We start from the raw sequence: 24496 nt of genomic DNA, 5'->3' as shown, positions 1-24496 counted from the left end.
AGTATAATGAAATCCTTTACAAATATCACAAAACATTTTTGTATTTTTCAAATATTATAACACACTAAGGCAAAAGGAAAAGCAAAGCAAATGATTTATACTGAAAATATCTTTTTTAAAACAGGTTTATCTGAGCTGATTTAACTATTTGCAGCCTGCGTATTGTTTGTGTATATTTTTCCTTCTTTCATTTTTCGCATGACCCCTCTTATCCAAAGAGAAATGATCAAAGAAATAACGTGCATTCCGCCAAAAATAATTAGAACCAGCTGATAACTATTGGTATTATCATAAATCAATGACAACAACATGGGACCAACAATGCCGGCGACTGCCCAAGCAGTTAAAATATAACCATGTATAGCACCCAGCCTGCCTTGTTCGAATAGTCCAATGTAGCTGAACGGATGCAAACCGCCACCATACAGGAAAACGATCGCATAGACGAGAATTTGGAATAAAATAACAGATGTTAAAACCGGCATCAAAAAGTATGAAACAGTGCCAATCACAAAAAATATGGTATACACATTCGGCCTGCCAATATAATCCGAGATAGTGGCCCATCCCAAGTCTTCCGGCACCGTTAAAAGTCCCATGATTCCTACCATGGGTTGCCGGTAACGGGCTGACATCCCTGTCATTCCTGTCCGATTGGATGCGACGAGAGATGATGGCAATACCCGTTGTACGTTAAGAAAACAGCATCATCCATAACATCCAAAAGTTTTGTCTTAATTTGCCTCATTGGCTGTCATTTGAGATCCTCTTTCTTTTCTTTGGTTCATCACTTTTTTCATCCTGCATCCCTTTAGGTTGCCAGCCCTCAGGAGGCGGAGCCAGATACTGTGATGCTGCCAGCATAATAATCAAATAGCTTGCACCCAAAATATAAAACGTATTTGAAATACCGACTGAACTGACCAAAGCCTCTCCGGCAGGACCGCTGATCAACGATGCAAAGCCAAAACCCATTATGGCCAGCCCCGTTGCCAGCCCCCGATGATCAGGAAACCACTTTACAAGCGTTGAAACCGGGGCTATATAGCCTATTCCAAGTCCAATTCCGCCAACGATACCATAAAAAAAGTACATCAAAGCTAATGATTCAAAAGCCGTTGCAAGTCCTGTCCCCATTACCCCAACGCCAAAAAAAACACGGCGGATACATACCGGAAATTCGCGGTTCCCCTTTTTCTCAACAAACTTGCCCATAAAGCTGCAGGAAAACCAAGCAGAAAGATGGCAATACCTGAATGCTAATGAAATCTGGCTTGTTGCTCCAGCCAAACGCATCAGCCATCGGATTTTGTGAATACACTCCAGGCATATGCAGATCCGATACAATATGTATGCCAACCCGACAAAGCAATTAACCAGCGATTTTTCACTTTCTCCATTTTTCCCCTCCTAATAAATAGGCCCTGAGACATTATGCAAGCAGTTACATAATATCCCGGCAGGACACAACACTGATACGTATGTAATCTCAACTGCATTTATCATAATTATGTATAATTCAGAAATATTTAAAAATAAAGCTATCATAAATAATTTAAAGTTGTCAATGATCATTTTTAACTTTCAGCACTGATAATAACCCATTAAAAAAGACATCCTGTAAAAGAATGCCCTTTTCTATGCTAATGATGTTCAATATAATTTTCCCTGCCGATAAATGATCGTCGAAATTTTCATGACCGCGTGGATATAACAATTTTGCCGCAATGGAAAAGGGTCACCAAAAAATTCCGGATAAATGGTATCGAAGGTTTCTTTCATTTGGTCAAACAACCGGTCGAATACTTCATCTTCACTCAAGAACTGTGTTTCCCTTCCTTGCAGCCATTCAAGATAGGATACGATAGCACCGCCGGCATTGGCGAGAATATCCGGAATGATAATGACACCATTTTCACTCAAGTATTTATCCGCTCCGCCTGTAATCCGGTGCGTTGGCGGCCTTCAACGATGAATACGTGCCTTCACGTCTTTTCATGTTTCCTGATGAATCTGGTCTTCAAGTGCTGCCCAGAATTAACCGCATCGACATCAAGTGTCAACAGGTCGTCACGGTCCCGGACTGTTGCCTTGATATCGGCTTTATTCAGCTGTCTTCGTCTATCGGAAGTCACCATCATTATGTTGTGTGTATTGAATCAGGTTCGGATATATCCGAATTATACAATGTCACATTTTCGATCACTGACTGCCACTATTTTATTTTTTCAAATCGTTACATTGATAGGCTCAAGTGCTTGCAACTGAACCAACATTGCCAAACCCCTGAATAGCGATTGATAAGGTTGTGTCAACATGTTCCAGGGCGTTTTCGGCAAATATACTATCCCTCTCCGAAAGCCATTTTTCCTGATCTTTGGCAAGTCGTGGAGCATATATCGGAATGAATAATAAACACCTTTACCTGTTGCTTCATTCCGTCCAAAGAACCGCCATTCAGGACGCTTTTTACCTTGTGAAACTTCCTCTATATGGCTTACCGGGATGGATACTTTTATACTCGCCCATCATCCAATCCATTTCCCGGTCGCCAGTACCGACATCCGGTGCCGGTATATCCTTATCCGGACCCAGAATTTCACTGAAATATTGAACATATTTCCGGCATATCAGGTTCAATTCTTTGACTGAGTATTCTCTCGGATCTATTATGACCCCGCCTTTTCCGCCGCCAAAGGGAACTTCATGCAAGGCATTTTTCAAAGTCATGAGCGCCGCTAAATTACCCACTTCATCTTCAGACACGGATTCATGGAAACGAATACCGCCCTTATACGGACCTAACATATTATTGTGCTGAACCCGGAATGACGGAATGCGCTCAACCTTTCCATTCTCAAGGGTTACACGTAAAAAATGATTTGTGAACATGATTCGGGTCGACAAAATTGAGTGCAAGGAGAAAAAGCTTTCTTTCGTGCCTGACCCTTAATTTCCGGCAAATGAAGTCATCATCCATCAAAGCGTCCAATGATTCCTGAACAATTTTTTCAGTACTGTTTGCCATATTGGTACCTCCGTCTTTTATTTTGTAAATTGCTTTAATCTATCTATTATTTATATAACCATTTTACCAGAAGGATTAACATGTTTAAGCCTGATTATTCAGTGTCTATTTTCCTGGAAGAACGGTAAGCGGGTTATTAAACATTTTACAATTGCTGTTCGGAAGGAAACGAAATCAAGCAAGAAGAGCACGAAGAGTAGCTGTCTTCGGAAGGAAAATCAAAAAGCACGTGAGAGTGGCTGTCTCGTTCGGAAGAAATCAGGCAAGAAAGACGTAGAGTGGCGTCTCGTTCGGAAGAAAAAATCGGCAAGAGAAGGGCTGTCTGTCGGAAGGAAACAAATCAGAAGAAGAGCACGTGAGAGTGTCTCGTTCGGAAGGAAACGAAATCGGCAAGAAGAAGCACGTGGAGTGGCTCTCGTTGGAAGGAAACGAATCAGCAAGAAGAGCGAGAGAGTAGCTGTCTCGTTCAAGAAAAAATCAGGCAAGAAACACGTGAGAGGGCTGTCTCAATCGGAAGAAACGAAATCAGGCAGAAAAAGCACGAGAGAGTGGCTGTCTCGTTCGGAAGGAAACGAAATCAGGCAAGAAGAGCACGTGAGAGAGGTTGTCTCAATCGGAAGGAAACGAAATCAGGCAAGAAAAGCACGAGAGAGTGGCTGTCTCGTTCGGAAGGAAACGAAATCGGGCAAGAAAAGCACGAGAGAGGGACTGTCTCGTTCGGAAGGAAACGAAATCAGGCAAGAAGAGCACGTGAGAGTGGCTGTCTCGTTCGTCGCTGCGGAAAAATACGCCCTTTCCGCGGGGAACACTTCAGCCTCCTCCGCTCGCGGGCTAACACGAATGTTGGTCACGGAGGCGCCCGCACAGAACGCGGGCGTTCTTAGCCTTTGTTCCTTAGGTCGGCTCACTGCGGTGTCTTCATACTGTCTTTTCCACAGGAGTGTCTCATTTTCCGCATCTTCGTCATGTTCTGTCCTACTGAGAGACATTCAAATGTACAGAAAGTCAAAACCAGCGGAGGAAATACGCGGAGACTCCTGCGGGATGAGAGGCATAGGTGAGACCCCGGAGCGCGCCAGCGTGAGGAGGCTCACCAGCCGCCCGCGGAAAGCGGAGCGTATTTCCGGAGCGGTATAACAGCACTCATATAATTTTCAGTATGTCGCAGTTTGTATCGACTACAAGGTTAAAATGTAATACAGTTTACAAACAGAGGCTTTTTAGAAGATAATCAAAGCCATAAGTGCCGCGGCAAATAACCCAAGTATGACCGGCAGAAAGTTTTTCCGGACCAGATCCATAACAGATACACCACAGAAGCCGGCAATGGCAATCAATGATGACCAGGCAACAATGGTACCACCACCGGTCCAAATCGATCCTAATTGTCCCAGTGCAGCAAGTGTTCCCGCATCAACTGCACCGGTTTCCAATGATGCAGCGAGGGCACCGGTCAGCGGCAAACCGGAAAATCCGGATCCGTCAAGCCCCGTAATAATGCCGATGATCAGGACACTGAATGCAGCAAGTATCGCACTCTGCGGAACATACTGCTGTGATGCTTCAACAAGATCGAACAGTAACCCAGGTGCATTTTCTTCAATACCTAGAATGTCACCGGAAAAATCCGAGCTGCCGAGAAAAAAGAACCCTGCAATTGGAATGACCGGTCCCATCGCTTTAAATGCAAAAACAAACCCTTCCGTAATGTGATTACTGATATAATCCAACGCTTTTTGACGGCCAAATGCCACGGTCGATAATAACAGCAATATAACGGCCACACCACCAACAAAAGCAGCGCCATCTCCGCCTTCAAAACCACTCATTCGACCGGCGTTCAGTTTTGAATACATCATGTAAATAACAACTGTTAGAAGCGAAATCGGAACCAATACGGCAAATACTTTACTCCACGTATTCAGATGGATAGACTTTGCAGTGTTTTCAGATTCCTTTGCCGTCTGCATCTGTCTCATTTCGATCTCATTCAACTCACTGTCTTTTGAACGAATTGTTTTTCGATAAAACAAATATGCGAGTGCTATGGCAACACCACCTGCGATTAACGATAAGACAAGTGCTCTATCAGCAACAAGTGCTGTATCAATCCCTGCTGAAGTTGCTGACAAATTCGGTGCCACCTGTACGATATAGTCAGACGACAATGCCATCCCTTGCCCCGCTAACGCAACAGCCACTGCCGCAGTCATCGCTGGCAGACCGGACCTTATAGCTGCCGGAACAAGCAGCGCACATATGAGCGGTACAGCTGGTGTCGGCCAGAAAAACAGTGAAATGACATAGGTAACACCAACCAGTACAAAAAACGAAACATGCCCATTGACCATAAGCTTCTGAACCGGCTGAATCATCTTGCGGTCTGCACCAAGGTCACGTAAAGAGTGCAGTAAAGCCATCATGAATGTAATGATCAAAAAGATATTGAAAAGTTCGTTTGCTGCCACCAGATTTGCATTGAATATGGCTGTGAAACCATCAATTAGACTGCCCTGATAAACCCAGGCAATCACAAATGTTCCCAGTAATGCCGGCAGAACAACACCTTTTCGGAAAATCATCGTTAAAATAATCAGTAATGTGAATATACCGTATAACCAATGGGATAGCATTATTTCCACGTCAAACACTTCCTTTTCTGAGGTGTGCTATAGCCTATGCACCTCGAAAAGAAGCGGTGAAAGAAACCGCCTGTGATAACGTGAATTAACTTAGCGATTTCAGATCATCAATTGCTGATTATTTCGATTCTTTCTCATCAGCACAGTCATAACATAGCAGCTTACCATCTTCATGAACCCCATCAAAAAAACCATTCTCACAATAAACATTTTTTCCACATGACCGACATTCACCAATAAGTTCCCGCATGCCAATCCCTCCTTTATACCAGTATACAAAAATAGCCCTGTGCATTTGAATAGGGCTACTTTAGTTAAGTGATTGTGAGCGGACAGTGAACAAATCAGGCTGCCTGTAATAACGTTCTGGGCTGTTTGTGAAATAACAGGAAGACAGCAATCGCACTAATAATTAATGATGGAATGATGTAGGATGCATTATACAGGAATGAATAAACCCAGACTGATTGTCCTTCCACAGCAGATTCAAAAAATACAACACCTGCTGCAAAATGAGCCGCAAAGCGCAGCATACTGCCCAGGATGACACCAAGCGTTATATAAGTAAGATAAGTTTTGGTCTCACCTGATTTAACCGCTTCCTGAACCCGTTTTGCAAAGATCCCGGCCAATCCGATTACTGTAAAGGCCAGTGCATAGTCAATGAACCCCTGCAGCGGATGCAGTACATAACCAGTGCCTACAGCAACTTGCAGAACCCCCCATAAAAATCCTGACAAAAGACCACCTTTCAGCCCCCAGCGAAATGCAACGATAAACACCGGAATCATTGCCAGTGATACAGAACCACCTTGTACCCAAAGCTTTATCGATAAGAACGGAATAATATCCAGCATCAGTGCCAAGGCTGTAAAAATAGCCACCTCAATCAAAAATAACGTACGGTTTGAACGCATTAAATCCTCCCCTTTGCCGGCGGAATGACTCCACCTGCTAAATTTGCACACAAAAAAAGCAATGCCAAGGGGAAGCTTCCTGATGGGGAAATCCGCTCACATTGCTATCTATTCCATCAAAAAAGCCACCATTCCTACGCTAGTATTAACTAACAGGTTCGAAGGGTCAGAACAGCAACCTGTTCACTCTCAGCCAGACGGCTCCCCCTGCAGGCTTCTTACATATGCTTTTTTTGTTGAATCTATTATAACCTATGGACGGAAAATAAACAAATTTTTCCCGGAGCAAACATGCTTTGGTACTTGCAACCCCAGGGTCTTTATTCTTCCGTCAGTGAAAGAAATTCCTCAACATCCTGCACACACAGCTTAATAGCATTTTCCCAAAAGTCCGGTTTCGTCAAGTCAACATTCAAATGTTTCGCTGCCAGATCTTCCACTGTCATGCTTCCCGTATCCCGCAATAGCGCAATATAATCCTCCTCGAAGTCACCTCCCAGACTTTGTGCATATGAATAGATTCCCAGACTGAACAAATAACCGAATGTATATGGGAAATTATAAAATGGAACACCGGTAATATGAAAATGCAATTTAGAAGCCCAGAAGTTTGGATCATAGTCATCCAATGTACCACAATACGCTTCTATTTGTGCCTCAATCATCAACTCATTTAACCTCTCAACCGGCACCATCCCCTGTTTCCGTTCTTCATAAAAGCGCTGTTCAAAAAGAAACCGGGCATGAATGTTCATAAAAAACGCAATGCTGCGCTTGATTTTATCCTCAAGCAATGCCTGTTTTTCGTCGTTGGTTTGTGCATTTTTGACGGATGCATCCGCAACAATCATCTCCGCAAATGTCGAGGCGGTCTCGGCAACGTTCATGGCATAACCCTGGTTTAATCCATGAAGGTCATTCATAACATGCTGGTGATAAGCATGTCCCAATTCATGTGCTAACGTGGCAATATTAGCGGACGTTCCCGAATAGGTCATAAAAATACGCGTCTGCTCACTATCAGGGAAAGTTGTGCAAAATCCGCCCGGGCGTTTGCCGGGACGATCCTCCGCTTCAATCCAGCGATTTTCAAAAGCCATCCTGGCAAAGTCAGCCATTTTGGGACTAAACTGCCGAAAATTTTCAACAATAAAGTGCGCACCTTCCGTATATGTCGATGTTTTCACCGACTTTGATATGGGTGCGTTCACATCATAAATGCTTAATTTCTCCTGTCCCAAAAGATCAGCTTTCCGCTCCAAAAATTTCACAAAATACTTCTTGTTACGGTTAATCGCTGCCCACATGGCATCAAGCGTTTCTTGTTTCATCCGGTTGATGGCAAGTGGTTCCTTTAAAATGTGCTGCCAATTACGGTGCTTATATTTTTGCAAACGAAATCCGGCCAGATGATTTAATGTTTGACCAAAAAAATCAGCATTCCGCTCCCATTCCTCATTAAGCTGACTGAAAACATGCTGACGGACGGATCGGTCAGGATCATTTAACTTATTCGATGCCTGTCCAACAGAATAAGCATTCACGTCCCCATCTTCTTCTATCTCAACACGCATATTTCCGATAATGGTGTTATACATCTGATTCCATGCTTCATAACCATCAACTGCCAAATCATTTATCAGCACTTCCTGTTCTTGTGGAAGCAGTTCCCGGGCTTTCTCCCGTTGTTCATTCAATACAAACCCGAGCTTATTCAGTTCCGGGGTTTCCAGAAGTTCACGCCATTCCACATCATTTATTTCAATAAGTTTTTGATTTAATTTTGTCCTGACTGCATCCATTTCTGCTTTTAGCGAACTTCTTTTGGCAACAAGCAGATCAGCCTTCTTGTCATTCATATCCTGTGCGTTAAGACAACTAATAAATGCAAATGCTTCCTTCATCTTGTTCTGAGAATCCTCAAGCTGATTTACAATACCCGTGAGCTCCTTGTTGACATCACCATTTGCCGGGTTAAACTGATCAACTTCTGAATCCAGATGCCGAATAGTCGTCTGAACATTTTCCAAATAGGAATGAAATGTTTCTGATGTACTGCCTCCCGGAAAAATACTATCCAAATTCCATTTAGGGTTATACACTGTTTTTTGCATCCAATCTCCCCCTGATCTAATTAAAATTATGTATTTTACTATTATAGCGACAAATTAGAAAATTTACATTAGGCAATTCGTGCTAGATTATCCAAACGCCCAAGCTGTCATTCTCTCAGGCGTTGGTGAAACGTCAACTAAGATTCCCCTCTCTCTAAAAGATCATTTTCCATTAAAACTTGCTTCTGCTTTCTGCCCGTCTTGGTGACATAGTTATTTTTGAACCATGCCCATGTGGAAGTTGTCAGCGTAAATGAAAACGAAACAGTCTGTTCGGCTATTTCAGCGTCAATAGGAAGTGGTGATTTTCCAAACACAACGAGAAATTGGTTAATAAGCGCTACAGCAAGTGCTGCCGTTCGAATCACAGTGCCTTTATCCATGGCTGTGCCCCCCTGGTTCTGTTCATATATTCATTCTGCATTATATATGTTCAGACAGTCGGCTTTTCGGAACGGCTTTGGTCCATAAAAAGCACTTAAAACATAAGTGAAACGTCAAAGCAAAGGATTATGGATAAAACGACTGGCTGGCTATGATTGCAACGGACAGTTACCTGCACTAAACGTCATTTTTGCCGAACATTCTGATCCCGCCATTCATTTGGAATGATTCCGTTTGTTATTTTACTGGCTATTGACGCAAATGCCAGACCTGCAATTGTGATAATAACGATGATTGCAAAAAACTTGATTATAAAGCTGAGGATGTAACCCGAAACAACAGGTTCAACAAAGTGATTTATGCCATAAAAAAGGACGATTCCAGCAATACCGGCTATGGCTGCAAACGTCACGAATACACCGGCAATCTGAGTTATTGATAATTTTTTCCAGGTCTTCTTATACTTAAAAGCAACATAGATGATATAAGCGATGAAAAGAAGTATAATAAATAATGATTGCGTCATAATATCTGCTCCCGTTTATGAATGTATGGGGGTTTTTGTTTCAACTGCGTGCTTCAGCGCCTGTAGTATGTAGCCAATCCCGCCGAATTGCAATAAAGGAAATGCCCTGGGGATATCTCCGTTGAAGGTCCCATTAATAACAGGTTTGTATTTTTTCCCTGTAAGAACAACAAGTCTGTCAAATTGATCCAGCTGCTTATCGTTTACTTGCCTGATTAATTTATCAAATGTAATAATCTCGTCACTTTTCTGATTGAATGTCACATCATATGGACCGTCGACGACATCATCTGCAAACAGAAATCCATGTTTGGCTGACAATATCACCCACTGATCGGTAAACATTTCCGCATACTGCCGTGAACGCTGATGCAATGTACCTGTATACGCATCTTTTGCCGGTACTGCACCCAGCTCAGGATAATTATCCCAGATTTTTTTCCTTCCGCATGGAACAATGCTTAGCTCCCTCATACCATTCACTCCAAATCTAGTATTAGTATACCATTAAAGTTTATTAAACAAAATAAACGGGTAGATATTCTTAATTCAAAATAAATATATTAAAACTACTTGACATTATTTATTTATCATTTTATACTGGGTTACGTAAAGTAACTATTGGAGGGATATTTATGGCAAGAGAAACATTTAATGTCGACACAGTACACAGTGAAGTAGGATTTTCAGTCAAACATATGATGATTTCGAAAGCAAAAGGTCATTTCAACGACTTTGATGCGGTCATCGAGGCAGATCCGGAAAACCTGGAAGATGCAAAGGTGGAAGCAACCATTGATGTTTCCAGTATCGATACAAAAAATAACGATCGTGATGATCATTTGCGCTCAGCAGATTTCTTTGATGTTGAAAATCATCCAAAAGCGACATTTGTTGCGAATGACATTAAGAAAAAATCAGATAACAACTATGAGGTAACAGGCGACTTCACAATGGTTGGCACAACAAAGCCAGTTACATTTAATGTTGTTTCTGAAGGACAAAGCAAAGATCCAATGAGCGGCAATATCGTAGCCGGTTTCAGCGGCGAAACAACCATCAACCGTAAAGACTTTGGTCTGACCTGGAACGCTGCATTGGAAACAGGCGGCGTATTGGTTGGCGATGAAGTTAAAATCACTTTCGAAATCGAAGCACACAAAGCGGAGTAATCATATGACTTAGAAAAAATGTCACCATTATGGTGGCATTTTTTAGACTCTTTTTGTAAATTTTCCTGCTTTTGAACTCATAGTAGATATAAAATGCGATGTAGTCTGAGTAAGTGTGTTGGCAGCATTTTAGTGAGACTCTCTAACTCCGCAGCTGAATATACGTGGTGATATGTCGTGTTGCAAGTTTTTCGGTGAAGCTGCACTCCTCGCAGAAAAGAATTATATATTTAATTCGGAAGTGAGCAAAATTCAGCAGAGCGTATTTCTGGAGCGGTGTCATTGCACTCAACATATACCCTATGTCGCAGTTTATGGATTTTGTGACTGATTTCATATGTAACATCCCGGCTTTCTAGTTTGATTTACCCTAATTTGAGGTATGGACTAATATAGACATATTTTCAAAGGAGGATTAATATTGGCTTTGAACGTTACGCAAAAATTGATCAATGACCATCTTGTTTCAGGCAAAATGGACCCTGGTGCGGAGATTGGCCTCCAAATCGATCAAACCCTGACACAAGATGCGACAGGAACCATGGTGATGCTGGAACTTGAAGCAATGGGACTGGATTATGCCAAGACTGAAGCTTCAGCACAGTATGTAGACCATAACTTAATACAGGAAGACAATAAGAACCCTGATGATCATCTGTTTCTGGAAAGTGCGGCACAGCGTTTTGGTCTATACTTTTCAAGACCTGGAAATGGGGTGAGTCATCCGGTGCATATGCAGCGGTTGGCTATTCCTGGTAAAACACTGCTCGGATCTGACAGTCATACATGTGCTAATGGATGTATGGGGATGCTTGCGATGGGAGCAGGCGGAATTGACGTTGCCATGGCCATTGCCGGTGAACCAATCTACATCAAAATGCCCCAGGTAATGGGGGTTAAATTAACCGGCGAACTGCCTGATTGGGTCAGTGCCAAAGATGTTATTCTGGAAATGCTCAGACGACATGGTGTTAAAGGCGGCGTTGGAAAAATCATCGAATACTATGGACCGGGGCTTGATGACTTATCAGCAATGGACCGGCACGTCATAGCGAATATGGGAGCTGAGCTTGGCGCAACAGCAACTGTCTTTCCATCTGATAAAGAAGTCAAGCGCTATTTATCCATGCAGAATCGGGAAGATGAATGGGGTGAATTAAACGGCAGACAATGATGCCACATATGACATACATGAAGAAATCAACCTTTCCGAATTGGAGCCATTAGTCGCCAAACCGTCCAGTCCCGGAAATGTCGTTCCGGCCCGTGAACTTGCTGGTACTCCAATCTATCAATCTTATATTGGTTCATCAGCAAATCCGGGATACCAGGATTTTGCCATAGCAGCTGAAATCGTAAAGAACCGCAACATAGCCAATGGCGTATCATTCGATATCAACCCGACATCGCGACAAATGCTTACAAACCTTGTTAAAGAAATGCATATTGCAAGTCTCCTGCAATCGGGCGCCAGACTCCATCAGGCCGGGTGCAACGGCTGTATCGGCATGGGTCAGGCACCTGCATCAGGACGGAACAGCTTGCGGACAACACCGCGCAACTTCCCGGGCAGGTCCGGCACTAAAGAAGACAGTGTATTTCTGTCCAGTCCTGAGACGGCAGCAGTATCCGCATTGACTGGTGAAATCACTGATCCAAGAACAATGGATTTTCCTTATCCGAAAGTAAGTGATCCAAGTGCACCAAATGTGGATGATCGCCTGCTTGAAAAACCGCTTCCGCCTGAAGAAGCGCAGAAACAAGAGCTTGTCAAAGGACCTAATATCGCATCAATTCCGGAAATGGATGCTTTGCCGGATACGCTGGATATACCGGTTCTGTTGAAAGTCGGCGATAATATATCCACTGACGAAATTCTCGCCGGCGGTGCACGGGTTCTTCCATACCGCAGTAACCTGCCGGAAATCAGCAAATTCACTTACGAAGACGTCGACCCGACTTATGTTGACCGGGCAAATGTAACAAAAGAAAAATCCGGCCATGCCATTGTCGGCGGATTCAACTACGGACAGGGTTCAAGCCGCGAACATGCTGCACTTGCTCCCCGTTACCTTGGGCTGCGCGCGGTTCTTGTAAAAGATTTCGCCCGCATCCACTGGCAGAACCTTGTAAATTTCGGTGTCCTGCCACTTAAGTTTACGAACGAAGAGGATTACGACAAACTCGAAAATGAGGAAGTGCTCCATTTTGCGGATCTGCGTAATCAAGTGAAAAATAATGACATCATAAAATTGACCTCAGGCAGCGGAGATGAAATTACCACAGAGCATAATCTGTCTGACCGCCAGCGTGAAATCATCGTAAGCGGCGGATTGATTAATTGGACTAAAGCGAGACAACATGTTTAAATCAAAGTCAGTTAATCAGCTCAGAGGCTGCGATAAAAGTATATTGGAAAACTCGGCGTTCGCCTTTCCTATAGCGAGTGCCGAGGTTTTTAAAAGGTAACCATAGCAAAAATCCGAACAATGATTCAAAATTCTTCAGATAAACTTCGAATCAGTTCGGATTTTTATTTTATGCGTTTTCACCTAAATAAGCGAAACATACGGAGACTTTTGGGGACTGTTGAACTAAATGGGACCCCTGCAGTGCAACGAGCAGTACTCAACCAGGATTTGAGGGCAAAGAAGTCGCTCAAATTGTTGTCCTATGAACCCGGAAGAATCTCTGTATAATAATCTGCAGCGGTTTCACCCGAATCTATAGCGATTGTAGATCAAACTACAGCGATTCCAGCATGATCTGCAGCGCACCGCTGTAAACTACAGCGATTTCGGCTTAATCTACAGCGGCTTTTTCAAATAATTTCCAGACAAATGGAATCAAAAGGTAAATCCGAACGAAATATGCTTAACATTAGATTTTAATCTATTAAGACCCTTTTGGTATCTAAGTTTTCACGCAGAATACTTTTAAATGATTCAATATCATCTTTTGTACTGAAAAATCTTTTAGGCAGAACAATTGCTTTACTTTTAGAAACATATAAACGAAACAGTTCTTTATTTTCATAAGCTTTAATTATGTCATCCCACTCGAAGTAGGTGCTTGACTTTCCCCGTTTTTGCAAAATACCTTGGTTGTTGATAACGTATGACATTTCAGATTTAGCCGCCCTGTCACTTTTGTACTCTCTGCGACTAAGCAGACGAGCCATCAACATAAACGTCAACGTCACTGCTCCTGAAATGAGCAAAGATAGAGGCAGATAAACCAAAAAGAGTAAAAACAAAGAGACAGGCAGTATTAAAGAGAACACAGCCATTGAAACGATAATCGAAACGAAAAAATAATTAACAACAATTTTTTGCTGGTGATATTTGGTATATTTTTTGAAATCCTCATACGTCAATATCCCGTTAATGGCGACCTCATTACTTTCCTTGGATAACATTTTAAAAACCTCCCTTTCACCTTCTGCTCCCGATATCGTTATTGGACTTTGATAACAAATATAACAACATATTATCAATTTGTCTTGTTAATTTCTTAGGACCGTTTTCGCATTAACCATAAAAAGTATGGCGCACCAATAATGGCAACCAGTATGCCGGATGGGATTTCATTAGGAGCAAGCAGCGTGCGGCTCAGGGCGTCGGCAACAACCAGCATTGCACCGCCCACCAGCATCGTGACCGGAAGCAGACGCTGATTGGACGGTCCAACAAGCAAACGGGATAAATGCGGAGCGATCAGACCGACAAATCCGATTGTGCCAACCGCAGCTACACCGAAAGCCGCCAGCAATGTGGCCAGTAGTGCCAATTGAAAACGAACCGGCATGACCTTAAGCCCAAGTCCCTTCGCAGTATCATCCCCCAGAGATAACGTGTCCAGATCACGAATTCGGATTAATACGAATGGAAGCACAATGACAATTGGCCAAATCAGGTAATTCAGTAATTCCGACCATCCGGTAGCATACGTTGTCCCTGACAGCCACGTTAGTGCGGAGGCAACATTCAAATCCGCCCGAACGACCAATATTTGAATAATCGCTTGTCCGAAAGCGGATACCCCAATACCGAGCAATGCCAAAATCGTTGGTTGAAATTGTGCACGAATCGCCATAACCATAACAAATACGAAAAATATGAATGAACCAATGATTGCCCCGACCGGAATCCAGACAGCTGCTGCACTAAACACATACATGGTTAGCAACGCACCAACCCCTGCTCCGGACGTAATGCCAATAACAGACGGGTCAGCCAATGGATTGCGCAGAACGCCCTGGAAAATAAGCCCGCTGACAGCAAGAATCATCCCGCTAACCAGAGCAACCAGCGCTCTCGGCAGACGTAAATCCATAATCAGACCAAGCATAAAATCATTTGATTCCCCAAATATGCTATTCCATAAGAGAACAGGTTCAAACCCGTAATTACCGGATGCAGAGCTAACGAACAAGGTGATCATAATAATACCCAGCAAGACTGGAATAACTACTTTCAGCGACAAACCGGCAGATGCTTTTCCGGCAATAACTGATGTATTTTCCTCGCCATATTTATTCCGCTTCATCCGCAGTACCAGATAAATGAGCCATGGTGCACCGACCAATGCTGTAATGGCACCAACAGGCAGCTCGGAAAACGACGGGTCAATCACACGTGCCAGAACATCGGCGAACAGCAGCACATTACCGCCCCAAATAAACGACGCAATGACAAGCGGTAAATGTTTCCGGTAACCAATCAGCTTAATAATGTGTGGCGCCACAAGCCCTACAAAACCGATTGGCCCGACCACACTGACCGTAACAGACGTCAACAGCACCGCCGCTGTAATCGATATAAATTTAACAAGATGTACGTTCTGACCAAGCGCAGTGGCAACATCGTCGCCCAACGTGAGCGTATCCATCCTGAAGGTCATGATGAATATAATCATTAGTCCGACTGCAACAATCGGTAACGAAAATTGAACACCGCTCCAGTCGTTTTGCACAAGCGTACCGGATCCCCATAAAAACAGTCCTGCTGTCTCGTTTTCGTAAAAAATCTGCAAAAGACTTGTCAGAGATGAAAACAGAAACGTTACAATCATCCCTGCCAGAACCATACGAACCGGTGATGCCCTATTTCCGCCTGACAAACTGAACACAATCAGAAATGTAGTGATACCACCAATAAAAGCAACAATAATACCATTTCCGATTAATGCCGCCGGAAAAAATACCGTACTGAAAACAACGGCAAAATATGTACCGGAATGAATACCGAGTGTGCTTGCCGAGGACAGCGGGTTTTTGGTGACTGTCTGGAGAACAACACCGGCAACAGCCAGGGCACCGCCGGCAATTATCCCCATCACGGCCCGCGGCATACGCAGGACTCTTACGGTATGGTGTTCAAGCGTATCCTCAGGTGCAAAAATCGCATCAATCACCGTACCCACGGAAATCGACACACTGCCCTGATTAATATGTATGAAAGTTAAAAGGCACAAAAGCGCGGTTCCACCCCCAAAGGTGAGAACCGCAATCAATAGTTTTCGTAAACTGCTCGTCATCCAATCACTCATTTACCATAGCATCTACCAGCTGTTCTGCCAGTACCTTGTTTGACAGTACACCCCCGAATGTCCACGTATCACCGGGCAGCTGATGTGTATTGCCGTTTTGTACAAAGTTCAGGTTTTCCCAGGCCGGGTTGCCTTTAAAATCTGATTCGAAAATATTATCATCTTCCTGAACGATATACAGAAATTGTAAATCTTCTATATCCTGAAAGCTCTGTAATGCTTCCAATGTCACCTCAGAGTATCCATATATTTCAGGTTCGTCTGTTTCATACACATTTTCAAACCCAAGTTTAGTCATGATTTTGCCCACCATGGAATTATCCGTGAACAATCTCAAAGTCGGCGTGTTTTGAGCTGTAAATGCCTGTGTGGCCAGAAATTGCGATCCTTCCAGGTCTGCATCTTCAATACGCTGTTTTTGTTCTTCAATGAATGACTCCATATCAGCAACAGCCTGTTCAGCCTCTGCTTGCTTATCAACAATTTCAGCAAGTGTTTCCATTTCGTTAATCATGTTCTGATAGTGATCCTGTATGGCTTCTTCACCATAAGGCGCAAACGTGACCACTGGTGCAATCTCCTTCAATTGATCCAAATACTGTTCATGACGGAATTGAACGGCAATGATCAAATCGGGATCCTGCCTTCTTATCGCTTCAAGATTCGGCTCCTGACGTGTACCGACATCTTCTACACTTTCATCGAATTCCTCACCAATGTTCACCCATTGGCCGAAGCCATCCAGGTCAGCGACACCCGCCGGCTGAACACCAAGCGCAAGCAGGTTTTCAGCATAAGTCCATTCCAATGCCACGATGTTCTCAGGGGTCCCTTCAATCGTTTGTTCACCCATTGCATCTTCAATCGTTATTGTACGCTCACTTTCATTGGAATCACCTGCATGATCTTCATTATTGTCGCCACTGCCACTATCATTACCACCGCATGCAGCCAGGAATGACAGCAGTATAAGTAGCAGCACAATCGTTAGTTTTTTCATGACGTTATCTCCTCTGTAATTTTTTCAAATATTTTCAATGATGAATGTGGCGGATACCGATTACATACATACTAAATGAAAAGGATTCTCATTATCATTCATAATGATAAGTGGCATACCAATGCCTGTCAAGATGATCGTTTGGCATTTGTCATTTTAACAAATTTATTTTCGTATACCCGTTTCTTCTTCTGATTATCGGTATTATCAAAAAACGCAATGACATCAGCAAGCGCATTCTCCAACAGTTCCCCGTCCTTCGTTAACTCCAGCCGTTCAATGGCATTTTCGTAACTATTGGCTGCTTTTCGGATATTCTGCTCCTCCTTGTGCTCAAGACAGTACGCATATTGCATATAAATCATACCCAATTTACGATGGGATGTCTGCGGCAAACGCTTATAGATATCAATCGCTTTCTGATAATACGGTACGGCTTCTGACAGCTTGGACTGATCAAAATAATAAAACGCCATTTCAGTTAGTGCTTCAGCATGGGTCATTTGGTTTTCCAATGATGAGCCTTTAAGCAAATCCAGCGCTTCCTGCAAATACGGGAATGCCTTTTCATTTTCATTTTTACTGCCAAACGTTTTAGCGATTGTCACCAGACTGTTGATTTTCAAATCCGAATTCGAATCACCAGCCATATCAATCACTTTACTTAAATATTGCATCGATTCGTCTGCTTCGTTTTTCATGGAATACATCATGCCGATTTTGAAATGGAGGTACAGAATCATATATTGATCCGGGGATTCGTCCTCCTGAAAATATGTAAGACCCTTTTTAAAATATTTAATGGCACGAACGTATTTTTCCAAATTTTCCTCTGCCTCGGCCAGAACTAAATAACCGCGTGCCAGCTTAATCCGATCGGTTTCATCGTTTTCTTCCATTTCTTTAACAGCTGCACTCAGTATTCGGCGGGCGAGTTTAAAGTCACACATAAACGCAAGTTCACCAAGCAGCATCCATTCGAGGTTTGAGTCCTGAAATAACTCAGAAATGATCGCCTGCGATGCTTTAACTTCACCAATTTCCGAGTGACAGATAGCTTCCACCATTTTCAATTTGTCGGTGAGTTCCTGATCAGGATTCTTTTCCGACCGCAATTCTGCTGATTTTGACAATACATTCGGGTAGTGACCGCGTTTAAACTCTTCTAATATTTCTTCAAGCTGTACGCTATAATCAGAGGACATACTATCCTGAAAATGTTCATTCAAATCCAATATATCCATAAGTAATTCCCTCCTAACATAAATTTTAACCAAAACGCCTGTTAAAATAAAGCTGAAGGGATAGAAAAGCGATTTTAACTGTGACATTTTCATGGCGATACAGAATTGAACATCATTTACGGACAGTGTCCCCGTGTAATGGTTACTGCCCGTCAGTTGCGGATAGTATTTTTATATCCATGTTCCCGTTTTCTGCCGAAGCGCGAATTAAAATCGGGTGTTTAAGCTGATTCGTAAAGGCAAAGTCAGGGCCATACCAGCTGACAGTTGCATCACGTCCGGGCGGTACATAAGGGACACTGCGGCTGTGCGAATAGCGTTCCGTCATCTCAATCCCCTCTAAATCGACTGCGTTATATAAAGTGGACGAAACCTGACAGATACCCCCGCCTATATCCTCGGACAACTCACCCTTCACAATAACCGGCGCCCGTTTGTAACCTTTTTCTTCCGTTCGTTTCCCAACAACCTCATTAAACGAAAATTCTTCTCCGGGAAATACGACATGATTATTGATGGCTTCGGATGCCAACTCAATATTACGTGAACGTTCTTCATTATTTTCTTTAAAATCAGTAGCGTAACTGCCTATTTCCTGTTCCCGGATTTCTGCAATTAATTCACTGTCAACCCGCGGGTAGATCGTTCGCTCGGGCAAGGCTATTTCAGCTGTATCTCTCCCATAAAAATAATCCCTGAAGCCGTTTTTGAATTCCATCCGATCAAGTGCAATACCAGGCTTTTCCTTTATAATATTTCCATTATCAGCCAACTTTGCATCAGTCGGCTCCTTATACATTTTGTCATTCAGAACATCCATCTGCAATTCCAGTTTCGTCTCATCAATCAATAATGGATCAACATAGTGCAGTTCAAAATCTTCTCGCATTAGTTCATCAACCACTTGACCATCATATGTAACGGTCAATGGAACCGATGTCAATAAAAAAGACAAGATAACGGTTAGCACCTAACCACCTCCTGTCCCTTAGTATTCGACAATAAGATAAAAACATGAGTCATACGTACTGTCGTTTATTTCGATTATATGCACCGTTCCAAATAGGATATGGATCCAGCCTTAAAATACATAAATTGCGAAGACGATAAGAGAAATGACAATCGTCACCCCGTAAATAACCAACTGCAAAGGTACATTCGACTTCAATGATGAGCTTTCATATTCATGTGACCGCCTCAACTCGTCCTCAACCGTGTCTCCTTCTTCCTCATACTTTTTCATTTTATTTTCTTCTTGTTTAAAAGCGACATAAGTTCCACCTAACGCTGCGATAAACAGAACTCCCAATAATATAAATAATTCAATCCCCATAATACACTTACCTCCCCTTATCTCCATTATAATTGGTTTTCGCTATATAAACAATGACAATCATCACACGGGTTATATAAAAATAGACAACCACCCAGTGTACCGGCTGGATGGTTGTCATGTTTATTTTCTTCTTTAATTAACGGAAATCTCTTGAATCCTCAAGCGTACGTGTTGCTATTGTATAACCTGCAATTGCTGCCAGTGCAGCCAAACATACATATAAAAGTCCATTTTTCATGAATATGTCCCTCCTTGATTTATTAAAGCATACGTAATTTGCCTTTTTTCAAGATAAGTTTCGGTCCGCCAAGCAAGAACAGATAGCGGTTGTCGATGACCTTTTTCATGGATACTGCCGGTTTGCCGTATAGTTTATTCTCATTGAACACCGTTCCCATAGCATCTGTCGCACCAAGGGAAGCTACCGTTCCTTTGTCATCAAATACAAATTTGCTTAATGGTTCATGACGCAACAGGGCTTTTATATTGCCCGCGCATGTATCGGCATGCTGCATGGCTGCTTGTGCGGTTGGCGGGAACGGCTTGCCTTCTTCCTCGTTCATCACCCATGCACAGTCACCAAGAATGAAAATATTATCTTCGCCCGGAGCACGCATGTCACCATCAACGGTTACTTTACCTTTTGTAATTTCAAAACCGGATTTCGACAGTACGGAGTTGCCTGTTACACCACCAGTCCATACGATTGTGCCGGCTTTAATTTCTTCGGTATCATCACCTTCACCAATAACAAAACTGTTTTTCTTGCACTCGGAGATTTTCGCACCTTCTCTGAATTCAACACCACGGTTGGACAACGATTCCTTGGCATATGCCACAAGGTCATCATCAAATCCGGGCAGGACACGCGGTGCCGCTTCCGCGTTAATAATACGAACTTTGCTGCGGTCAATATCATATTTTTTGCAAAGCTCCGGTACTTTTTCAACCAGTTCACCGAGGAATTCGATACCGGTAAATCCGCCGCCGCCAACAAGGATGGCCAGATCTTCATCTTTTGGATTGCTGGCAGTGCTGTATTTGGCGAATTGATATTCAATATGCTCGCGAATCATGCGGCTTGAGTCGATGTCAGTAATGGAAAACGCATTTTTCTCCATTCCTTTAATGCCGAATGTATTCGTTTCAAAACCGAGCGAAATCACCAGGTAGTCGTATGTAATCTCACTATTTTTCAGCACTACGCGGTTGTCGTCCTTTTTCACTTCGACAACTTCATCATAAATAAGGTTGACGCGGCTCGGATTGATGACATCACTGATCATCATGCGTGCCTGATTCTGATTTCTTGTCCCGGCAGCCACCTCGTGAAGCCATGTTGTCTGATAATGGTAGTTATGCTTATTAACAAGCACTAACTCCGCTTCTTCGGGGCTTAATTTTTGCATTAAACGTTTTGTCGTCATCATGCCGGCATAACCCGCGCCAAGAATGACTATTTTTGGTTTACTCATATAATATCCACCTTTCCTGTTTGGTTTAAAGCGTTTCTGTTAAGATGCAAATAATTGATATCACGATTATCATATCAAAACTATCTCATTTAGGCTAACAATTCAATATATTAAACGGGTATTTTGTCAAAAAACCTAAAAACATTTAAAGTGAAAGTATATTGACATTGAGGTGAACTATGGAAAAATTCGTGATCGATCATCATAATGATGCTGTTAAGGAACTTGCGGGCGCTGATAAACAAATGAAAAAACTGATTGAAATCATTGGGGATATTACCGTTTCAGGAAGACCGGACTATTTCAAATCACTGGTCCGCTCAATCATTGGCCAGCAAATTTCGGTACAAGCTGCCAGCACTATTTTCGGACGTCTCGAAGTGTTGCTTGAAAATCGTGTTGAACCGGCAGCCATTTTGCATACATCCGATGAACAGCTCCGGGAAATCGGCTTATCGCGCCAAAAAATCGGTTATTTACGCGATTTGACTGCCAAAGTACATGATCAATTCATTAGCTTTGATCAAATGCATGACATGGCTAACACGGCTATTGTCAAACAGCTGACGAATATTAAAGGGATTGGAAAGTGGACAGCCGAGATGTTTCTGATCTTTTCACTCGGCAGAATGGATGTGCTCGCTGTTGATGATATCGGTATTCAGCGTGGGGCGAAATGGCTTTATGAGGTTGACAAATCCGAACGGCGGCAAATTTTACTGGATAAACGGCCTGTCTGGCATCCCCACTTCACCATTGCTTCGTTTTATTTATGGGAGGTCGTCCATTTAGGGTTTGATAAAAAATACCAGTCAATTGATGAGATCATTTAATGTGTCGAATAAAGAGAGTGGCTGAAATCAACCACTCTCCTGAACCGTTGAAATGTGAACGTCAGTGGATTAATTTTGAACTACGGGGTCGAAATATCCGATACAGTCTCACAATACATCAACGTTCTGTACCAGATCCCGTAATTCTGAGATCCACATTGACATTAATGGGCATATCAGGATAGGCTGATTTAAACTGGTCCTGGTCATAATTCCGGTTGCTGCTTCTGGCAATCTCTTCAATACCAAGGGGATCGATATTCAATTCCTGAAACCGGCTGATTAAGTTATCTGCTTTTTGCTTGATATCCTGTTCCACATCTTTTTCAATCGCTGACAGCTGATTTATCACTCCGCTCCCGGTGAACTCCCTGATAACGCCCCGCAGCTCCAGATTAACCGTCATTTCGGCACTTCCCCCCGTTGTTTCAAATACCATATCTTTGTTTGACTCGATATTTTCAAGTGCTGCATTATAAGCGTCACTTTTATACTGATAGTGTCCATCACTGACATTTTCATAAAGCATTTTAAACACATCGGCTATATGGATTGGTATTTTATCAACATATTGATCATCGTCAAACAACGCGATGGCCGTTAATGACGCACGATTGTCTGTAACACTGAGCATCGGTAAAAAAGGGTCACTGGTTTCAGCATGCAAGGCCGATTCAAATACTTTTAAATTTATTTGCGGCAAATTACCGTGCTGTATATTATGTTCGAATAGATCGCTTAAAAAAACACCCACCCCTTTATCGGTTGTTACCGAATCAATCAGTTCACGTGTTGAGCCTTCTACTACTGCAAGGTTTAAGTGACCACCAATAGAGGGGTCCCTCATCATATATTCGATAAAATGTTCAATCCCTTGTTCGGCTAATTCCCGGTTGTAGAACGTAACCCTCAACTTACCATTCAGCAGCCGTTCGGTTGCTTTTGCATTTAAGTTGACCCGATTCTCATATACCGTTTCAGCAGTATCGGTGTAGATAAAATTTCCCACCTGACCTTCCTGCTGAAATTTCGGTGACACAACGGTTTCCCGGATCATATCCTGGTCAGTCGCTTCATACCCCGCCACCGTTATCATTTGAACCTTATCAATCACTTTGTCCGGCATCTGAAGATTAAACAGCAAACCGGCAATCAACATCACGAAAAAAAGAATATATTTAAGATACATTTTTCCGCACCTTTCTGCGAATGAAATGGATGATAAACAGAACAGGTATATAAATGAACAGAAACACGAGTCCAATCCGGCCAGCCGAATCATTCAGTATATTAACACCTTCTCTGCCCGTGGAAATGACAGAGGCTATATATAAAATAATCAGCAGAACAACAGCCACTTTCTTATGCTGAAAACCAAAGGCACGGTTAACTGTACGTGTGGCCGCCCACATAAACAGTACAACATTCGGCAAAATCGTAAAGAACATTGTAGCAATCCCGAAGTACTCAAAACGTTCCATAAGCGGCATTTCGAGGATTTTCCAGAGCTCTAATGTTGGCCAGATGACTTCATCCAATTCACGCTGGCTGTAAAACACATATGCGATCAGACAAACAAGAACATATAACACCGTTGTATAGAGATTGCCGTAATGGGCATATTTTTGTGATTTGCCGGATTCCCGTATGAACGGATAAAAGACGAAGAGTGCTGAAAAGCCCATGAAATTAAGAACAGCCAAAGTAGACGATTGCATAATGTCCGTAATGGCATGGTCCATGATTGGCATTATATACGTAAATTCCGCATACGTTAACGGGTAAAGCAGTGACAGATTTAAAAAAAACGGATAAACAATACCGAGAAAACACACCCCGACGACAGTCCGGAATTGATCGGAAATTGTGTAATAAATCAGCGGAATCAGCAGTAATAAGAACGCCCAGACTTTTAAATGCGGAAACATCCATACCTGGATAATTTCAATATACGTCCGCAGCACAACAGTTGCCATTAACAGTAAATACATGATGAATAAAAGCGTCAAAAAATTTCCAAGCCATTTACCATATGTGAACTGATGGACCGCAATAATATCTCCTTTGTCATCATGCTTCAATATTTGATACATGATCCATATGATGGCACTGACACCAAGACCGGCAACGATGACGGAGATCCAGGCATCATGGCCGGCGTATTGATTGATGATACTTTGAAATCCAAGAAACCCAACACCTATTTGTGAAGCTGAGATGAGAAAAAACACCATCAGCGGTGGTACTTTATCGTTGACTGAAATCATCGTCATCC

At 42.7% G+C, this 24496-nt stretch carries 23 protein-coding genes, 1 pseudogene and 1 riboswitch; of the genes and pseudogenes, 3 read left to right on the top strand and 21 right to left on the bottom strand.

Annotated elements, in window-relative coordinates; translation table 11 throughout:
* Positions 1 to 140: 140 nt before the first annotated feature.
* From Len3610_RS21655 to Len3610_RS03815, 12 genes are all read right to left on the bottom strand, one after another.
* Complete coding sequence (locus Len3610_RS21655; protein WP_369693639.1) at positions 141 to 635, bottom strand: hypothetical protein; 495 nt, start codon at positions 633 to 635, stop codon at positions 141 to 143.
* Positions 636 to 744: 109 nt separating this feature from the next.
* On the bottom strand, positions 745 to 1290 hold the full coding sequence (locus tag Len3610_RS21650) for an MFS transporter (protein ID WP_369693638.1): 546 nt from the start codon (positions 1288 to 1290) through the stop codon (positions 745 to 747).
* Positions 1291 to 1653: 363 nt separating this feature from the next.
* Positions 1654 to 1923, bottom strand: coding sequence for a Rossmann-fold NAD(P)-binding domain-containing protein (locus tag Len3610_RS20605; protein ID WP_303699993.1), 270 nt, complete (start codon positions 1921 to 1923; stop codon positions 1654 to 1656).
* Between the two features lie 546 nt (positions 1924 to 2469).
* Positions 2470 to 2892 (bottom strand): Glu/Leu/Phe/Val family dehydrogenase, encoded by a 423-nt coding sequence (locus Len3610_RS20600; RefSeq protein ID WP_255259785.1) that lies wholly within the window; start codon positions 2890 to 2892, stop codon positions 2470 to 2472.
* Positions 2858 to 3028, bottom strand: a complete 171-nt coding sequence (locus Len3610_RS20595) for a hypothetical protein (RefSeq protein WP_255259784.1) — start codon at positions 3026 to 3028, stop codon at positions 2858 to 2860. Before Len3610_RS20595 ends, Len3610_RS20600 begins: the two co-directional genes overlap by 35 nt.
* 1220 nt (positions 3029 to 4248) lie before the next feature.
* Complete coding sequence (locus Len3610_RS03840; RefSeq protein WP_176446795.1) at positions 4249 to 5670, bottom strand: hypothetical protein; 1422 nt, start codon at positions 5668 to 5670, stop codon at positions 4249 to 4251.
* A 118-nt stretch (positions 5671 to 5788) separates the two neighbouring features.
* On the bottom strand, positions 5789 to 5920 hold the full coding sequence (locus Len3610_RS20590; protein ID WP_255259783.1) for a hypothetical protein: 132 nt from the start codon (positions 5918 to 5920) through the stop codon (positions 5789 to 5791).
* A gap of 94 nt (positions 5921 to 6014) precedes the next feature.
* The gene (thiT, locus tag Len3610_RS03835) at positions 6015 to 6587 is read right to left on the bottom strand and encodes an energy-coupled thiamine transporter ThiT (protein ID WP_176446794.1); all 573 of its coding nucleotides are present in this window, start codon (positions 6585 to 6587) and stop codon (positions 6015 to 6017) included.
* A 114-nt stretch (positions 6588 to 6701) separates the two neighbouring features.
* Positions 6702 to 6805: riboswitch (TPP riboswitch) on the bottom strand.
* A gap of 102 nt (positions 6806 to 6907) precedes the next feature.
* Positions 6908 to 8701: a M3 family oligoendopeptidase gene (locus tag Len3610_RS03830; RefSeq protein ID WP_176446793.1), complete on the bottom strand. Its 1794-nt coding sequence runs from the start codon at positions 8699 to 8701 to the stop codon at positions 6908 to 6910.
* Positions 8702 to 8838: 137 nt separating this feature from the next.
* The gene (locus Len3610_RS03825; protein ID WP_176446792.1) at positions 8839 to 9084 is read right to left on the bottom strand and encodes a phage holin; all 246 of its coding nucleotides are present in this window, start codon (positions 9082 to 9084) and stop codon (positions 8839 to 8841) included.
* Between the two features lie 185 nt (positions 9085 to 9269).
* Positions 9270 to 9611 carry a hypothetical protein gene (locus Len3610_RS03820; RefSeq protein WP_176446791.1) on the bottom strand — a complete coding sequence of 114 codons (342 nt, stop codon included), beginning with the start codon at positions 9609 to 9611 and terminating at the stop codon, positions 9270 to 9272.
* 15 nt (positions 9612 to 9626) lie between these two features.
* Positions 9627 to 10085, bottom strand: coding sequence for a DUF6884 domain-containing protein (locus tag Len3610_RS03815; RefSeq protein WP_176446790.1), 459 nt, complete (start codon positions 10083 to 10085; stop codon positions 9627 to 9629).
* A 161-nt stretch (positions 10086 to 10246) separates the two neighbouring features.
* Here Len3610_RS03815 and Len3610_RS03810 point away from each other — a divergent pair, with 161 nt between their 5' ends.
* Together Len3610_RS03810 and Len3610_RS03805 are read left to right on the top strand one after the other, a co-directional pair.
* Positions 10247 to 10783 carry a YceI family protein gene (locus tag Len3610_RS03810; RefSeq protein WP_176446789.1) on the top strand — a complete coding sequence of 179 codons (537 nt, stop codon included), beginning with the start codon at positions 10247 to 10249 and terminating at the stop codon, positions 10781 to 10783.
* A 421-nt stretch (positions 10784 to 11204) separates the two neighbouring features.
* A pseudogene (locus tag Len3610_RS03805) lies at positions 11205 to 13152 on the top strand (aconitate hydratase).
* A gap of 518 nt (positions 13153 to 13670) precedes the next feature.
* On the opposite strand, the gene Len3610_RS03800 reads toward Len3610_RS03805, so the two are convergent.
* The 7 genes from Len3610_RS03800 to Len3610_RS03770 form a co-directional block, all read right to left on the bottom strand.
* The gene (locus Len3610_RS03800; RefSeq protein WP_176446788.1) at positions 13671 to 14201 is read right to left on the bottom strand and encodes a YcxB family protein; all 531 of its coding nucleotides are present in this window, start codon (positions 14199 to 14201) and stop codon (positions 13671 to 13673) included.
* 95 nt (positions 14202 to 14296) lie between these two features.
* On the bottom strand, positions 14297 to 16321 hold the full coding sequence (locus tag Len3610_RS03795; protein ID WP_176449542.1) for an iron ABC transporter permease: 2025 nt from the start codon (positions 16319 to 16321) through the stop codon (positions 14297 to 14299).
* A 4-nt stretch (positions 16322 to 16325) separates the two neighbouring features.
* A complete protein-coding gene (locus Len3610_RS03790) occupies positions 16326 to 17333 on the bottom strand; it encodes an ABC transporter substrate-binding protein (protein WP_176446787.1) in 1008 nt (335 codons plus the stop codon).
* 128 nt (positions 17334 to 17461) lie between these two features.
* Positions 17462 to 18577, bottom strand: coding sequence for a tetratricopeptide repeat protein (locus Len3610_RS03785; protein WP_176446786.1), 1116 nt, complete (start codon positions 18575 to 18577; stop codon positions 17462 to 17464).
* Between the two features lie 142 nt (positions 18578 to 18719).
* Positions 18720 to 19547: a VanW family protein gene (locus Len3610_RS03780; protein WP_176446785.1), complete on the bottom strand. Its 828-nt coding sequence runs from the start codon at positions 19545 to 19547 to the stop codon at positions 18720 to 18722.
* A gap of 111 nt (positions 19548 to 19658) precedes the next feature.
* Positions 19659 to 19910: a hypothetical protein gene (locus tag Len3610_RS03775; RefSeq protein WP_176446784.1), complete on the bottom strand. Its 252-nt coding sequence runs from the start codon at positions 19908 to 19910 to the stop codon at positions 19659 to 19661.
* Positions 19911 to 20173: 263 nt separating this feature from the next.
* The gene (locus tag Len3610_RS03770) at positions 20174 to 21388 is read right to left on the bottom strand and encodes an NAD(P)/FAD-dependent oxidoreductase (protein ID WP_176446783.1); all 1215 of its coding nucleotides are present in this window, start codon (positions 21386 to 21388) and stop codon (positions 20174 to 20176) included.
* Between the two features lie 179 nt (positions 21389 to 21567).
* Between Len3610_RS03770 and Len3610_RS03765 the strand changes: the two genes are divergently transcribed.
* Complete coding sequence (locus Len3610_RS03765) at positions 21568 to 22221, top strand: DNA-3-methyladenine glycosylase family protein (RefSeq protein WP_176446782.1); 654 nt, start codon at positions 21568 to 21570, stop codon at positions 22219 to 22221.
* Between the two features lie 118 nt (positions 22222 to 22339).
* Here the strand turns inward: Len3610_RS03765 and Len3610_RS03760 are convergent, their stop codons facing one another.
* The gene (locus tag Len3610_RS03760; RefSeq protein WP_176446781.1) at positions 22340 to 23410 is read right to left on the bottom strand and encodes a Ger(x)C family spore germination protein; all 1071 of its coding nucleotides are present in this window, start codon (positions 23408 to 23410) and stop codon (positions 22340 to 22342) included.
* Positions 23400 to 24488 (bottom strand): GerAB/ArcD/ProY family transporter, encoded by a 1089-nt coding sequence (locus tag Len3610_RS03755; RefSeq protein ID WP_176446780.1) that lies wholly within the window; start codon positions 24486 to 24488, stop codon positions 23400 to 23402. Before Len3610_RS03755 ends, Len3610_RS03760 begins: the two co-directional genes overlap by 11 nt.
* Positions 24489 to 24496 lie beyond the last annotated feature (8 nt).

Source organism: Lentibacillus sp. CBA3610, from assembly GCF_013373365.1.
In the GTDB taxonomy this organism is placed as follows: domain Bacteria; phylum Bacillota; class Bacilli; order Bacillales; family Amphibacillaceae; genus Lentibacillus.
This window is presented reverse-complemented; position numbering and strand designations above follow the sequence as displayed.

Coding starts and splice junctions, on each gene's coding strand:
- Len3610_RS21655 (WP_369693639.1), bottom strand. CDS start 635: ATGTCAGCCCGTTACCGGCAACCCATGGTAGGAATCATGGGACTTTTA.
- Len3610_RS03760 (WP_176446781.1), bottom strand. CDS start 23,410: ATGTATCTTAAATATATTCTTTTTTTCGTGATGTTGATTGCCGGTTTG.
- Len3610_RS03765 (WP_176446782.1), top strand. CDS start 21,568: ATGGAAAAATTCGTGATCGATCATCATAATGATGCTGTTAAGGAACTT.
- Len3610_RS03830 (WP_176446793.1), bottom strand. CDS start 8,701: ATGCAAAAAACAGTGTATAACCCTAAATGGAATTTGGATAGTATTTTT.
- Len3610_RS03815 (WP_176446790.1), bottom strand. CDS start 10,085: ATGAGGGAGCTAAGCATTGTTCCATGCGGAAGGAAAAAAATCTGGGAT.
- Len3610_RS03800 (WP_176446788.1), bottom strand. CDS start 14,201: ATGTTATCCAAGGAAAGTAATGAGGTCGCCATTAACGGGATATTGACG.
- Len3610_RS20595 (WP_255259784.1), bottom strand. CDS start 3,028: ATGGCAAACAGTACTGAAAAAATTGTTCAGGAATCATTGGACGCTTTG.
- Len3610_RS03785 (WP_176446786.1), bottom strand. CDS start 18,577: ATGGATATATTGGATTTGAATGAACATTTTCAGGATAGTATGTCCTCT.
- Len3610_RS03810 (WP_176446789.1), top strand. CDS start 10,247: ATGGCAAGAGAAACATTTAATGTCGACACAGTACACAGTGAAGTAGGA.
- Len3610_RS03790 (WP_176446787.1), bottom strand. CDS start 17,333: ATGAAAAAACTAACGATTGTGCTGCTACTTATACTGCTGTCATTCCTG.
- Len3610_RS03820 (WP_176446791.1), bottom strand. CDS start 9,611: ATGACGCAATCATTATTTATTATACTTCTTTTCATCGCTTATATCATC.
- thiT (WP_176446794.1), bottom strand. CDS start 6,587: ATGCGTTCAAACCGTACGTTATTTTTGATTGAGGTGGCTATTTTTACA.
- Len3610_RS03825 (WP_176446792.1), bottom strand. CDS start 9,084: ATGGATAAAGGCACTGTGATTCGAACGGCAGCACTTGCTGTAGCGCTT.
- Len3610_RS03770 (WP_176446783.1), bottom strand. CDS start 21,388: ATGAGTAAACCAAAAATAGTCATTCTTGGCGCGGGTTATGCCGGCATG.
- Len3610_RS03795 (WP_176449542.1), bottom strand. CDS start 16,321: ATGACGAGCAGTTTACGAAAACTATTGATTGCGGTTCTCACCTTTGGG.
- Len3610_RS20590 (WP_255259783.1), bottom strand. CDS start 5,920: ATGCGGGAACTTATTGGTGAATGTCGGTCATGTGGAAAAAATGTTTAT.
- Len3610_RS03755 (WP_176446780.1), bottom strand. CDS start 24,488: ATGATTTCAGTCAACGATAAAGTACCACCGCTGATGGTGTTTTTTCTC.
- Len3610_RS03775 (WP_176446784.1), bottom strand. CDS start 19,910: ATGGGGATTGAATTATTTATATTATTGGGAGTTCTGTTTATCGCAGCG.
- Len3610_RS20600 (WP_255259785.1), bottom strand. CDS start 2,892: ATGTTCACAAATCATTTTTTACGTGTAACCCTTGAGAATGGAAAGGTT.